Source organism: Paenibacillus guangzhouensis (assembly GCF_009363075.1).
Lineage (GTDB): Bacteria > Bacillota > Bacilli > Paenibacillales > Paenibacillaceae > Paenibacillus_K > Paenibacillus_K guangzhouensis.
Window position 1 is genome coordinate 1454977 of the sequence record NZ_CP045293.1, and the last position, 13325, is coordinate 1468301.

General features: G+C 47.4%; 10 protein-coding genes and 1 pseudogene. 10 read left to right on the forward strand and 1 reads right to left on the reverse strand.

The features are described from left to right. Nucleotides 1-271: 271 nt before the first annotated feature. Nucleotides 272-1243, forward strand: a complete 972-nt coding sequence (locus GCU39_RS06465) for an alpha-L-fucosidase (protein WP_152392760.1) — start codon at nucleotides 272-274, stop codon at nucleotides 1241-1243. Nucleotides 1244-1330: 87 nt separating this feature from the next. On the opposite strand, the gene GCU39_RS06470 is transcribed toward GCU39_RS06465, so the two are convergent. Continuing rightward, nucleotides 1331-2209 carry an AraC family transcriptional regulator gene (locus GCU39_RS06470; protein WP_152392761.1) on the reverse strand — a complete coding sequence of 293 codons (879 nt, stop codon included), beginning with the start codon at nucleotides 2207-2209 and terminating at the stop codon, nucleotides 1331-1333. Nucleotides 2210-2583: 374 nt separating this feature from the next. Between GCU39_RS06470 and GCU39_RS06475 the strand changes: the two are divergent. From GCU39_RS06475 to GCU39_RS06515, 9 genes and pseudogenes are all read left to right on the forward strand, one after another. Then, nucleotides 2584-2739: pseudogene (locus tag GCU39_RS06475) on the forward strand (ATP-binding protein); the annotation flags it as partial. A 224-nt stretch (nucleotides 2740-2963) separates the two neighbouring features. Continuing rightward, on the forward strand, nucleotides 2964-3617 hold the full coding sequence (locus GCU39_RS06480; protein WP_193726791.1) for a Crp/Fnr family transcriptional regulator: 654 nt from the start codon (nucleotides 2964-2966) through the stop codon (nucleotides 3615-3617). Nucleotides 3618-3621: 4 nt separating this feature from the next. Beyond that, on the forward strand, nucleotides 3622-4344 hold the full coding sequence (locus GCU39_RS06485; RefSeq protein ID WP_152392763.1) for a nucleoside phosphorylase: 723 nt from the start codon (nucleotides 3622-3624) through the stop codon (nucleotides 4342-4344). Between the two features lie 4 nt (nucleotides 4345-4348). After that, entirely contained in the window at nucleotides 4349-5044 is a 696-nt protein-coding gene (locus tag GCU39_RS06490; protein WP_152392764.1) for a nicotinamide mononucleotide transporter, read from the forward strand. Between the two features lie 247 nt (nucleotides 5045-5291). Continuing rightward, nucleotides 5292-6731, forward strand: a complete 1440-nt coding sequence (locus GCU39_RS06495) for an SWIM zinc finger family protein (protein WP_152392765.1) — start codon at nucleotides 5292-5294, stop codon at nucleotides 6729-6731. Between the two features lie 11 nt (nucleotides 6732-6742). Beyond that, nucleotides 6743-8605 (forward strand): HEAT repeat domain-containing protein, encoded by a 1863-nt coding sequence (locus GCU39_RS06500; RefSeq protein ID WP_152392766.1) that lies wholly within the window; start codon nucleotides 6743-6745, stop codon nucleotides 8603-8605. A 50-nt stretch (nucleotides 8606-8655) separates the two neighbouring features. Continuing rightward, nucleotides 8656-9759 carry an AAA family ATPase gene (locus GCU39_RS06505; RefSeq protein ID WP_152392767.1) on the forward strand — a complete coding sequence of 368 codons (1104 nt, stop codon included), beginning with the start codon at nucleotides 8656-8658 and terminating at the stop codon, nucleotides 9757-9759. Further along, a complete protein-coding gene (locus GCU39_RS06510; RefSeq protein ID WP_152392768.1) occupies nucleotides 9756-12092 on the forward strand; it encodes a DUF5682 family protein in 2337 nt (778 codons plus the stop codon). The genes GCU39_RS06505 and GCU39_RS06510 overlap by 4 nt, the downstream gene beginning before the upstream one ends. A 2-nt stretch (nucleotides 12093-12094) precedes the next feature. After that, entirely contained in the window at nucleotides 12095-13312 is a 1218-nt protein-coding gene (locus GCU39_RS06515; RefSeq protein ID WP_152392769.1) for a VWA domain-containing protein, read from the forward strand. Nucleotides 13313-13325: the final 13 nt, after the last annotated feature.

The following is a 13325-nucleotide window of genomic DNA, read 5'->3' on the forward strand; positions in this document are numbered from 1 at the left end:
TATTAACAAACCAATTGATTGTGACACAAACCATAGAAAAATAAATGTGTCTGGTGACAAGAGCATATATTTTATCAAAAGTCGCGGAGTTGCGGCTTTTTTTGTTTTAACGAAATATGTAGTTATCAATGACATCAAGCTGTTCTTTTGAAAAAGTAGAAATCGTACGATAGGATGTCGCCGTAGAGTGATGAATCCATGGGTGTAATCCTTTACAGTGGTAGATATCATCTAAGCATGATGAATTAACTCAGTTCGAGGAGGAAATAAAATGGATCATCAGGTTATGTTACAACGACAGTTATGGTTCGTGAATCGAAGATTCGGCATGTTTATACACTTTAATAGCGCTACTGTCCAGTTCGCAGAGACGGAGATGAAAGACTGGGAGTATGGACACGAGAATCATGATGAGCCGCGCAGGTTCCCGTTCGATCCGTCAGACTGGAATCCGGACCAACTGGATTGTACGCAATGGGCACAAGCCGCCAAAGCCGCGGGCATGAGCTTCGCTGCTCTGACGGCCAAGCATCATGAAGGTTTCAGCTTGTGGCCGACACGGTATACAGAGCATTGTATTCGAAACGCAACCAGCCAAAGAGATGTCGTCAAGGAATATCTTGACGCTTTCAAGCAGGAAGGAATTGAAGCGGGTCTATATTTCTCGATGCTGGATTTGCATCATCAGATCGGCCGTAAGAAATGCACCCTGGAAGATAAGCAGTTCATTAAAAACCAAATCGAAGAATTGCTGACAGGTTACGGCGACATTCCTTTTCTGATTATTGACGGGTGGAACGCCCATTGGGGGGGACCGAGGTACGAGGATCTTCCTTTCGAAGAAATAAATGAATTCGTGAAGGGATTGCAACCGAATTGTCTCCTGATGAATATAAGCTGTGAATCTAATTTGGATCATACCGATATCGTATTCTACGAAAATGCTGCCGGGCAGGAAATTGAGGACTCTTTCGAGGGGCCGGGCGCTAGCTGCAATATATTGACGGATACTTGGTTCTGGAGAACAACGGATACAACGATGGAACTTAAAACGACGGATTGGGTCTTGGACAAAATACATGATGCGAGCAATCATAATGTGACATTCTTATTAAATGGCGCGCCGAATCCGCATGGGCTGCTGGACGCCAATATCATTGAGCAGTTCAAAGAAATCGGAAGAAGATACCAGAAGTCAGAAGATCTGGTTACAATTCCATCGAATTGGCTGCATCGACAGTAAATTTACCGAAACGATCACGAATATAAAAGCGCTCGTTCATTCGAATGGACAAGCGCTTTTTCTCGTTCAATGCGTGCTGATGGCGGTTCAATCCAGTACAATAAATTGATACCGCTTACGGAACTCGCCTGGCGTAAAGGAAGTGTGACGTTTAAATAGGCGCGTGAAATAGTTATTGTCGTTGAACCCGCATCGCGTACCAATTTGAATGATTGACAGTTCTGAATGCGCTAACAGCTGCTTGGCACGTTCAATCTGAAGGTGATGCCTATATTGCAAGGGGCTCATCCCTGAATACTGCTTCAAGCAGCGGGCTAAGTAATCGAAGTGGTAATGCAAGTCATTTTCCATTTCTGTTGCGTCGAAGGGTTGTTCCAAATGTTCGGTCAAATAGGTAGCGACTTGCTCCCCGAGAGAAAGAGAGCGGGCTTGCGGACTTCGGTTTCGCATACTGTATTGCAGCTCTAACAGAAATCGGCCGAATAATATTTGTAATTCGTAGGATCGTGTTGCAGATAACATGCTATGCACGTGAATCATTTCTGTAAGCAGCGGTAGAATCTGGCGCAAATCGATGGTCGTAAATTTCGGAATATCTACCATACCAGGATGAACCTCGATATCCTGATCCGTTCGATTGAGCAGAGGCTGCTGCCAGTTCGTTTTATCAATTAAGGCTGGCTGAGGGAATCCTGGATACTGGAAATGAATCCAATAGACTTCCGTCTCGGTATCGGTCGGTTGGTAGCCACGATGCATCTTCTCAGGCTCAAGCACCAAGACCATGCCTTCTTTAATGTCATATGGAATCCCGTTTTCTTCCATGTAGAGCGTACCTTTCACGCAGATAATGATATCGAATGCATCAAATTGACGCCTCGCATGTACAATTCCCGGCGGCCATAAGGTATGGCCGACCGTGGCGATCAGAGGAAGGGGCGGAACAGGAATTTCAAGTACTAACATATCGGATCACCTATTCATAAGAATGTAGAAATTGTACTATAAATCGATAGCGCTGTCAGCTCTACCATGGTGCATTGCCAACTTAGTCGGTAGAGACTAGACTATACATGAATAATCAAGTGGAAGAAATTTTCTCAATATTGCATTGGAGATGAGATTGATGCATGGACACTGGCTGGATAACATACGCCGATTATTTCCTTGTTTTTCCGATATCGCAGATCATCATTGGACTTCATCCGAGATCATACGCGTAACTCCAGATACACCGCATGCCATTCGGGAAGGTCATGTTCTGCAGCATGCGATTTTTCATGATCAACGGATCGATCCGCGTCTTCAAGTTGAGTCCATCCGGCAAAGAGATAACGATATACCGCTTGTACGGATCACGTTCCCGTCATACCGGCGGCATGGGTCTGGGACTTGCAATTGCAAAAGAATTTGTGGAGGCTCATCAAGGCGTCATTTCGGTGCGAAGTGAGGTTGATCGTGGGACCCAGTTTACTGTGTATCTGCCTTGTGCGTAGCAATTGACATCAAGAAGTGGAGATTTTCGGGTGATAGTGACTAAAAGACAATGTAGACATTTGTCTACCAAAAAGCGTGAAACCGTTTTCTTTATTCTCCATTATGAAGATAATTGACGTTTATATAACATGCTCTTCCTTGATACAATATTAGTGAAATGTTGAACGAACTCCATTCATTGCTGAGGACATATTTTACCGCTACGGAAGAAAGGAAGAGAAGTGTGAACAGACTCATTGAGATTATAGAAAGTTCTCCAGAAATTGAAGAACTGCTAAAACACTGCCCGTATTCGGTTCTTAAAAAGTTTCAAGTCAAAGAATACGCAAGAGGAAGGTTTAAGCTTGAGCAGGGAACGATCTATTCAGAAGTCTACATCATTGTTCAAGGGAAAATAGACATTTTTATTCTAAGCGATTCAGGTCGCAAGATTACGCTTGATATCTATGGACCAGGAAATATTATCGGCGAGCATGAGCTTCTTCAGGAAATCCCTTTTAGCTCTTCCGTTCAATCTTTAAGTGATGTGGTGTTATTAAAATTGTCGCGAGAATCTTTTCTCGAATGGATGGAATTGGACCGAGGCTTCGCCAGAAATTTGACAGAATCATTATGTAAACAAGTTTATCATTTAAGCAAAAGAATCGAGTCGTATAGTTTGTTCTCCACGAAGCGTCAAGTTGTTGCGGTGTTAAGTTCGTTAAGCAAGAGCGATGTAATCGAAAGAAAGACGCTATTAAAACGGATTAGCTCTACGCCACGCAGTGTCGATCGGGTGTTAAAAGAACTGAAAGATTTAGAGCTGATTGAAATGGATAATGGCGTAATTAAATTACGGAACCCGAACTTATTGATTGAGCTGGGTTCAAAGGAGTAGAAATATGGAAAAACAACCTCATATTCAGCTGGATGGATCGTTGGCTGTCAAAAAAGCAATTGTAGTAGGAGATCCCGCCCGGGTAGATATTGTGAAATCGCTTCTGGAAAATCCACAAGATATCACCTACAATCGAGAGTTCAAATCTGCGATCGGTACTTATCAAGGGCACAAGATTCTAGTCCTGTCGACCGGTATTGGCGCACCTTCCATGGTCATTGCCATTGAGGAGCTGAAAGCGATTGGCGTCGAGTCCGTGATTCGGGCCGGAAGCTGCGGTGCGATGGACAGCAGCTTTAAGGTTGGTGAAATTATGGTCGTCACGGGCGCTGTTCGTGATGAAGGTTTAACCGGAAAATATGTTCCAAAGGAGTTCCCGGCCATTCCATCAAGTGATCTGCTGATGCGAGCAATGAAGCAAACAGAAATTCCGGTGAAGTATGGAATCGCAAGAAGCCATGACGGTTTTTATATGGACAACAACATGGCAGTAGAGGATTTCTGGTCGCGTAAACAAGTTCTGGGTGCTGATATGGAGACAAGCGCTCTCTACGTTGTTGGCCATCTACGGGGACTTCGAACGTTATCGATTCTCAATAATGTCGTGCCTTATATGGAACCTCTGGCAGATGGGGTTAATGAATTGGTATCAGGAGAATCGCAAATGAAAAGTGGAGAATTGCAGTCGATCAAATTGGCATTAACCGTTCTAACGGAGGAGGAATAGGCATATGAAACAAGGAATTTATAAAGTTCTAAAAAGCAAAACGTGGGACACATGTTGGCTCATACTTGGGATCGTGTTGGTGATAGCAAGTACTTATTATAGTTATAGCGGTACCTTTGATCTCCTGCTCGTTACATCATTTATTGGCGGTATTCTAGGTATGGTGATCGTGCTGCTCTTCGCCAATCAATATGGGAAAACGGCCAGTGGTTTGGGTGTCGTTGGAGCTATATTCGATACGTTTAATAACTTTAAATACGGCTTGCTAGGAAATGTATTCGTAGGGATCTACTGTGCTGCGCTGTACGCTAAAGGCTTCCTAACGATGGGGAAGGAAATTGAAGTCACGAAAGTAACGAAGTCCAATCTATATATTTCAGCCATCATTGCTTTGGTTGGTTCTGTTGTTCTCTACTTCTATGGCGGTACGATTCTTCCGGCGGATGCCCCGTTGTGGGTCATCGTGTTTAACGTTTTAGTGTTCCTCGTCCAAGTTATTTCGCAGTATTTGATGGTAGAGGGTAAAGCGATTTCTTGGATCGGTTGGATTCTTGCTAACTTTATTAACTTGGCCCTGCAAATCTATGTTATTGTTCAAGGTAACAGCCCGACGGCAATGATTTACTTGTCGATGACCATTATGTTCCAACTGAATTCCATTAAGGCTGCGATTCTATGGTATGGATACGGCGAAGAATAAAATATAAGTGAAATCCTTAGAGGATTCATAGAAATGAACGTAAAAAGGGACGATCCTATTCGCTGAATGCTGGCTTAGGGTGGTTCCTTTTTGTGTTTCTTCATAACTAGACACTTTTCGGACATAGCCAAAAAAGTCTTATCGGTATAAAGTGGAACTTAAGTATGATTCAACCAATCATACTTATAAGAGATCCGGCGTACGTTGATAAAGTGGTAAGGAAGTAAGAGAGATAGGAGCGATAATCTTGATTGAAATGACATCATCATACGTGGATTCACTAGCTTCGAATACCGCGGCGATCAAAAATGCACAAGGTCTGGTGAAGAAACGCAGTTTCGTGCAGCTGCATCAATCCGAAGATGGGACATTGTTATTCGCGGAATGCAAAGGAAGCGGAAGCTCGAATTACCAATGTTCCGCAGATTTCATCCAACCCGACAAACCGATACTGCGTTGTTCTTGCCCAAGCAGGCAATTGCCATGTAAACATGCGTTGGGACTGTTATATGCCTACATCGGTGGAGAAGCATTCACTGCCGCCGCAGTGCCAGAAGACATTGCTGCCAAACGGGAAAAAGCGGAGAAGCGGGAAGAGAAGAAGTCGCAACAGGCAAGTGAAGGGGCAGAACCTAAGCCGAAAAAGGTGAACAAGACGGCACTCAAGAAAAAAGTCCAATCACAACTCGAAGGATTGGATGTCCTCGAGAAGCTGCTTCGATCTTTGGTTCGCAACGGTCTGGGCACGATCGACAAAAAGGTCATCAAGACGATGCAAGAGCATGTGAAGCAAATGGGGAATTATTATCTCGCGGGTGCGCAAACAGAGTTACGACGGCTTACCTTACTGCTCTCGGAGACAGACGATCGTGAGCGAGTATACACGGATGTCGTGGAGCAATTGGCCGTGATGCATGCTTTTATTAAAAAGGGACGTACGCATTTAACAAGCAAATTAGCAGATCCAACATTGGCGCTTGATCATGAATCGACGATCGAGGAATGGCTAGGACATGCATGGCAGCTTACAGATCTGAAGGAATACGGGCTGATGAAGGAACAGGTAGAAATGGTTCAGCTTGCATTTGTCAGCTATGACGATTCGGCTAGACAAGAGTATGTTGACGAAGGATATTGGCTAGAACGAGACAGCGGCGAGATCCATCGTACCATCCAATATCGGCCTTACAAAGCAGCGAAGCTGATGCGTGAAGAGGACAGCTTCTTTGATGCTGTCCGTATTCCTTCCTTATTTCAGTATCCAGGGGATATGAACCGAAGAGTACGTTTTGAAGAGATGGTGGTAAGACCGCTGGAATCTTATGAGGTCGCAGATATTTCAAAATATGCCGAGCGATCGTATACAGATGTCATCAAAAAAGTGAAAAACCAGCTGAAAAATCCGTTAAGTCACGCCAATCCGCTCGTATTGCTTCATGTGGCCGAGGTAAAGCAGTCCAATCAAGATGAAGTTGTCATTGCAGATGAATCTGGTCAACATCTCGTACTAAGGGATCAAGCATCAAATGGACATCAGACCCTTCCGCTGATTACGCATTTGTCAGCATCGCAATTGGAGGATGTCAGCATGCTGGTTCGGTTCGAGCACGATATGGACACGGGGCAGTTATCGGCAATGCCTTTAACGATATTGAAAGATGCGGAAATGCTCCGTCTCTTGTATTAGGAGGAATGAACATGAGTACAGCATTATTACAAGAGCTCCATCAAGAGCTGCGACGAATCTACATCGCTGGAAGTGATTTGGCACTGGGGGATTACCGTCTAAAACGGATGCTGCCGCAATTTCAGCAGCTTGGCGAGCGAGCTCCGATTTTTAAGAGATTAGGTGAAGGCATTACGGCTCTGATTGAGCCTTCGGATATAGAAAACTATCAATCTGCAGAACAATTGCAGGATCTGAATCTACTCCTGACCTCCGTGCTTCGAACGCAAGGTATGACAGCACCGCAAGGTGAGCTTAGATCGCTAGAAAATCACCCCGTTTCCTTATCTACATTTCTTCCGTATCGCAAGCTGGCTGCTGTGGAGGTGGCGCTTACGACGACAGGGAGCAATCGGTATGAGGTGGTTGTTCACGCATTCGAAGAGGGGATGTTCCGGGATCTTCGTCTGCTGGCCCTTGCCGTACGAGCGCTTGGGGATCCCTATTCGGAAATCGCTGAATTTGCTATGCAGAAGATCCTGCCTTCCTACGGCGCGGAGGTCGTGCCCTATTTGATCGACAGCTTCGATCCGATGGGAGGCAGGGTAGAGAGCCGCAAGCTTCAAGTGATCGGGCAGGCGGGCGGAGAAGACGTATTGGATCTCATCTCTCGAGCAGCTGAATCCGGGTCTGAAGAAGTTCGTGTGACGGCGATCCGTTTACTAGCAACTCAGCCTTCCTATGCGTCAGCATTGCTCTCTTGGACGAGAGATAAGAAGAAATCGATTCGTGAGGCTGCCTATCAATCCTTAGCAGTAAATAACTCCGATGCAGCGGTTGAACGGATTTATGAAGCTTTTACGGGCAAGGACATTGAAATCGCAGCGGAAGCCGCAGCCAAATGCAGCTCGGAACCATTAACGGCATGGCTGGTTCGTGATCTTGGTGAAGAGCTGAAGCAAGCTTTCGTGAACAAAGAAGATAAGAAGAAGGCAGAAGCATCGCAGATAAAAATAAATCACTTCCTTACCGCGCTGGAAGGGAAACGAGGCGATTCGTTATACGAATTATTCATTGAAGTAACAAGTCAATATTCATCGTATATTTCTTCCGTTGGTCTGGATCTTATAGATGCCGCAGCGCATTATTTGGAACACGAAAATTCCTTGGAAGCCTTGGATACTCTATATGGCTTGGAACAACAAAATACACGCTATCTATCTCATGCCTTCCGTGCGTCGTTCCGGCAGCTCTCGCCATTCGAGTTGTATGATCGCTATGTGTATTCCAATCGTAACAAATGGAAGATGAAGACCAATAAGGAGACCCAGAAAAAGCTGAAGCAGTTCCTATCAATCCTTGAGCAGCAAGTGATAGCTTATCCTTATCAGCTTTATCCTAATTTGTGGAGTTCCCCTGAAGAGACTTCTTACCTGCGCAAAGTGGAATTGATGCCTGTAGAGCAAGTTGCGCAGCGATGGGATTCGCGATGGCTAGACTGGCTAATTGAGGTTCAGGCCATCCACCTCGTCTGTGTGTTCGCGCGACCGGACCATGCGGCATCCAGGACATTCCTGATGGAGCGGATGCAAGACATAGCAGATCTGCGCCATTCATCCTTTGATATTCTGCTTCTTGGCCTTGAACGTGCGGGCGTGGAAGATTCGATCCGGTCGGAGTTGCTCATGAACGCGCTTGAACAAAAGCGGAGCGGCAACCTTTATGCGTTCGAAGGCCATGTACTGGATAATTTGTATCGGCTGCCTTTCACCTATCAAGATCGTCTGGCTGATGCGATTCAGAATTATCGGTATACCGCTCGGGAACAGCTGCAATATGTATTGAACGAGATGGAGAAAAAGAAGCAAGAAGCAGTCGTGGCGGATTCCGTGTAATGACGATCGGTATAACATAAACAGAATGAAGATCATGAGGAGATGGGAACATGGTTACGAGTCAAGAGCAATGGCAAGAGATGATGCGGCTGCCGGCTGAGCAATTATATCAAGAAGAACTAGCAGCGCTTAAGAAAGCAGATAAAGGGAAGATCCCTGCCGGCTGGCAAATGTCGCCGCAATCCGTACTTACGTTCATTACCGGAGGGAAAGTCGGTAAAACAGTGATCACACCGAAATATATCGGGAACAAAAGGCTGATCGAAATGGCCATCGCGACACTGGTCACCGATCGTGCGCTATTGTTAATAGGGGAGCCAGGTACGGCTAAATCCTGGTTATCCGAAAATCTCACTGCCGCCATTTATGGACATTCCGGCCTTGTTGTTCAGGGGACGGCGGGTACTAGTGAGGAGCATGTTCGATATTCGTGGAACTATGCCATGCTATTGGCGAATGGGCCAACACCTGAGGCACTTGTGCAGAGCCCTGTGATGCGGGCGATGGAAGCCGGTGGCATTGCCCGATTCGAAGAAATATCACGATGTGCCTCGGAGGTACAGGATGCGCTGATCTCTATTTTATCAGAGAAGACGATTTCGATTCCGGAGCTGGGTCGGGAAGTTAGCGCGCGGAAAGGGTTCTCGATCATCGCTACGGCGAACACGCGGGATCGAGGCGTCAACGAAATGTCGGCGGCCTTGAAGCGCCGCTTCAATATTCTGATCCTGCCGACGCCAAGTGATATGGATACGGAAGTCGAAATCGTGAAGAAAAGAGTACGTGAAATTGCATCCTCTTATGATCTGCAAGCCGCTGTTCCTGCGGATGAGGCATTGATCAAGGTGGTAACCATCTTCCGGGAATTGCGCAGCGGGATGACACTCGATAAGAAAGAGAAGCTCAAATCTCCTGCGGGCGTGATCTCTACGGCGGAGGCCATTTCTCTGCTGACGAACTCCATGGCTTTAGCGGCGAGCTTCGGCAACGGCGAAATATCAGATGAAGATCTTGCCGCAGGATTGCAAGGTGCCATCGTCAAGGATGATGTGAAAGATAAATTGGTCTGGAAAGAGTATCTCGATAATGTGATGAAAAAGCGTGGCGCAGAATGGCGAGGTTTGTACACGGCCTGTAAGGAGATGAACGAGTGAATAGCGTAGCGACGGCCGCTGTACATATATTTGGTGTGCGGCATCTGTCACCCGGCGGCTCCTTGCATCTGCTGGAGCTGCTGCAGGAAGTACAGCCAACCGCCGTACTCATTGAAGGACCATCGGATGCGAACTCGGAGATCCATCATCTAACGAACCGGAACACGGCTCCGCCTGTCGCCATTCTTGCTTTTACGGAGGATATCCCTGTTCGCACGGTATTATGGCCTTTCGCTGCCTACTCGCCAGAGTATCAAGCCATGAAATGGGCAGCTGAGAATGGAGCGCAGGCCGCATTTATCGACCTGCCGTCTTCGGTTACGGTTGCGATGCAACAGCTGCGATTGGAAGCGAAAGAGAACGTGGAAGAGGAAGATACGGTGACTGAAATGCGTACCGATCCCGATTCTCTCGATGAGTCTAACATCTACAATCGCATCGCCGCGATTGCAGGCGAGCATGATTACGATATGTACTGGGAGCGTAATTATGAGCTCAATACGAATAAAGGGGCCTATCAGGAGGCGATTATTGCCTTCTCTACGCAGATGCGCGAACTGACGGAGGAAGATGAGAGACAGCATCAACGGGTGGAATACGCCTATAACGCAGTTCGAGAGGCTTATATGCGAAGACAGATTCAAGACACGATTGCCGCAGGCCATGACCCGAACCGCATTGTTGTCGTCTGCGGAGCTTATCATGCAGCTGTGCTTGCGCAAGATTCCCAGGTGATGACGGATCAAGAGTGGACGCTTCTGCCATCCCGTAAGACAAAGCTGACACTGATGCCTTACTCGTATTATCGATTATCTTCGATGTCCGGCTACGGGGCAGGCAATAATGCGCCGAATTATTATGAGATGATGTGGGAGCGCATGCGGACCGATACGCTAGAAGAGCTGCCGCATTATTATTTATCATCGATTGCAAGGTGGATGAGGGAGATGGGGAACCATCGTTCAACCGCTGAAGTGATCGAAGCCGTTCGGCTTGCCGAAGCTCTAGCAGCCATGCATGGAGGGAGCTCCCCGACCCTGCGGGACTTGAGAGATGCTGCCCAGACATTACTGGGACGCGGCGATCTCTCTGTCATCGCAGAAGCGCTCGCACGCGTTGATGTCGGAACTGCCATCGGTTCATTGGCTGAAGGTGTCAGCCAGACCCCGATTCAAGATGATCTGAATCGCCTATTGAAGCAATTGAAGCTCGAGAAGTACAAGACAACTGTGGCTACCGATTTATCTCTGGATTTGCGTGAGAATCGTCGGGTTACATCGGAAGAATCCGCCTTCCTTGATTTGAATCGGTCCACGTTATTGCATCGATTAGCATGGCTTGGCATCTCTTTTGCGAAGCTTCGTCCTAGCGGGCAGGAGAATGCAACTTGGGCTGAGCATTGGGTCATTCAATGGTCTCCTGAGGTCGAGATTCAGGTGGTGGAATCGACACTACTCGGGGAGACGGTTGAAGTAGCCTCTGCGTACGTACTGCAGCAGAAACTGGATAGCTGCAGTACCATCGATGAAGCTTCTGTGCTGATCCGTACGGCATGCGATTGCCGTATGCTAGAGCAGATGGAGACCGCGCGGCAGACACTGCAGCGGCTTGCTGCAGATAGCCGTGATGTGGTCCAGATCGCTGCAGCATCGAAGGAGTTGTCCATGATTATCGGTTACGGTGGCTTACGTCGTATGGATACCTCACAGTTGCTGCCGCTTCTGGAACAGCTGTTCATGAGAGCGTGCCTGTTCCTGTTGGATGCAGCACAATGCAATGACGAGGCGGCAAGCGACATGATGTCGGCAATGAATGAGCTAAACCGTATTTCCTTGGAGCATAGTGACCAAGTGGATGAATCTCTATGGCTTCAGGAACTGCTGCATTTATCTGAACGGGATGATCGGAATCCGCGCCTATCCGGTTTTGCTTGCGCCATCTTGATGGAACGTCATGCCATCACCGCGCAGCAATGCGCTGAAGAGGTATCTAGAAGGCTCTCACCTGGCATTCCAGCAGATCTCGGTGCAGGGTGGTTCGAAGGGCTGTCGCAGCGCAATCGGTATGCTCTTCTATCCCGACAGAGCTTATGGGAACAGTTGAATGCCTACATCGTTTCGCTGAGCGATGAAGAATTTGCTCGTGCGCTCGTATTCTTGCGGCGTGCTTTTAGTTCGTTCGCTCCGCGGGAGAAGACGATGATTGCCGAGTTATTAGGCGAATTGTGGGGAGTCCATGCCGACCAAGCAGCTGAGATTTTGACGGGGGAATTGAAGGAGGAAGAAGTAAAGATGATCGACGAGCTGAATGATTTTGATTTTGAGGATTTTTGACCATGGATAACGTTGTAGATACACAGACGGTGTCCAGATGGAGAATGATATTAGGTGCTTCTGCGGAGAAACAGCTTGCAGGCTGTTGTGCAGGCGGGAGCATTGCATTATCGGAAGAAGAGCGAATGATGGATGAAGCCTTAGCAGCAATCTATGATGATACCGGTGAAGAAGAGGCAGGACAACATAACACACGAACTTCAACCGGGAGGAATGCAGGCCTCGGCAAGTCTGCTCCCCGTCTATCCAAATGGCTCGGTGATGTCAGACGATGTTTCCCAGAGGACGTGGTCTCGATCATTCAGAACGATGCGATGGAAAGAAAGGGATGGAAGCAGCTCCTCTTCGAGCCGGAAGTCCTAGCTCATGTGAAGCCAGATATTCAATTGGTCGGCACGCTGTTATCGCTGAAGGGAAGAATTCCGGAGAAGACGAAGGATACGGCACGCATGCTCGTCTCATCCGTTGTAGATGAACTAGTCAAACGTCTCGAGCAGGATATCCGGCGCGCGGTGACGGGTGCGTTGAATCGCCGGCAGCATTCCCCGTTGCCTTCCGTAAGCGGCATCGATTGGAAACGCACGATTCAGCGGAATTTGAAGCACTATGATCGCGAGAGCCGTCAGATCATACCGGAGAAATTCTACTTCTTCGACCGGGCACAGCGCAGTCAAGAATGGACGGTAATCCTAGATATTGATCAGAGCGGATCGATGGCTGATTCGGTCATATGGGCCTCGGTGATCGGTTCGATCTTCGCGAGCATTCCGGCGCTGCGAACACGTGTCGTCGTATTCGATACGGAAGTGGTAGATTTAACAGAGCAATGTGCGAATGACCCTGTGGAGATGCTGTTCGGAATTCAATTGGGCGGTGGAACAGATATTAACAAATCGGTTGCCTATTGCGAGCAATTTGTGGAAGAACCGAAGAAGACCTTGTTTATCATCATTTCGGATTTATATGAAGGCGGTAACCAATCCGCATTGATACGACGTATGCGTGAACTGCGAGAAGCGGGTGTACGGACGATGTGCTTACTCGCACTATCGGATCAGGGCCAACCGTTCTATGACGAACACGTTGCGAGACAGCTCGCTCGGGATGGAACGCCATGTTTTGCATGTACCCCTGCGTTACTGCCTGAACTCGTCGAAGGTGCGCTGAAAGGTTTTGATCTGGTCGAACTTGCGAAGCGAGTGGGGACGAAGAAAGAGTGATATATTTTTCTCC

Bases quoted from the DNA above. Each gene is read 5' to 3' on its own strand.
- GCU39_RS06465 (WP_152392760.1), top strand. From the start codon at position 272: ATGGATCATCAGGTTATGTTACAACGACAGTTATGGTTCGTGAATCGA.
- GCU39_RS06470 (WP_152392761.1), bottom strand. From the start codon at position 2,209: ATGTTAGTACTTGAAATTCCTGTTCCGCCCCTTCCTCTGATCGCCACG.
- GCU39_RS06485 (WP_152392763.1), top strand. From the start codon at position 3,622: ATGGAAAAACAACCTCATATTCAGCTGGATGGATCGTTGGCTGTCAAA.
- GCU39_RS06490 (WP_152392764.1), top strand. From the start codon at position 4,349: ATGAAACAAGGAATTTATAAAGTTCTAAAAAGCAAAACGTGGGACACA.
- GCU39_RS06500 (WP_152392766.1), top strand. From the start codon at position 6,743: ATGAGTACAGCATTATTACAAGAGCTCCATCAAGAGCTGCGACGAATC.
- GCU39_RS06505 (WP_152392767.1), top strand. From the start codon at position 8,656: ATGGTTACGAGTCAAGAGCAATGGCAAGAGATGATGCGGCTGCCGGCT.
- GCU39_RS06515 (WP_152392769.1), top strand. From the start codon at position 12,095: ATGGATAACGTTGTAGATACACAGACGGTGTCCAGATGGAGAATGATA.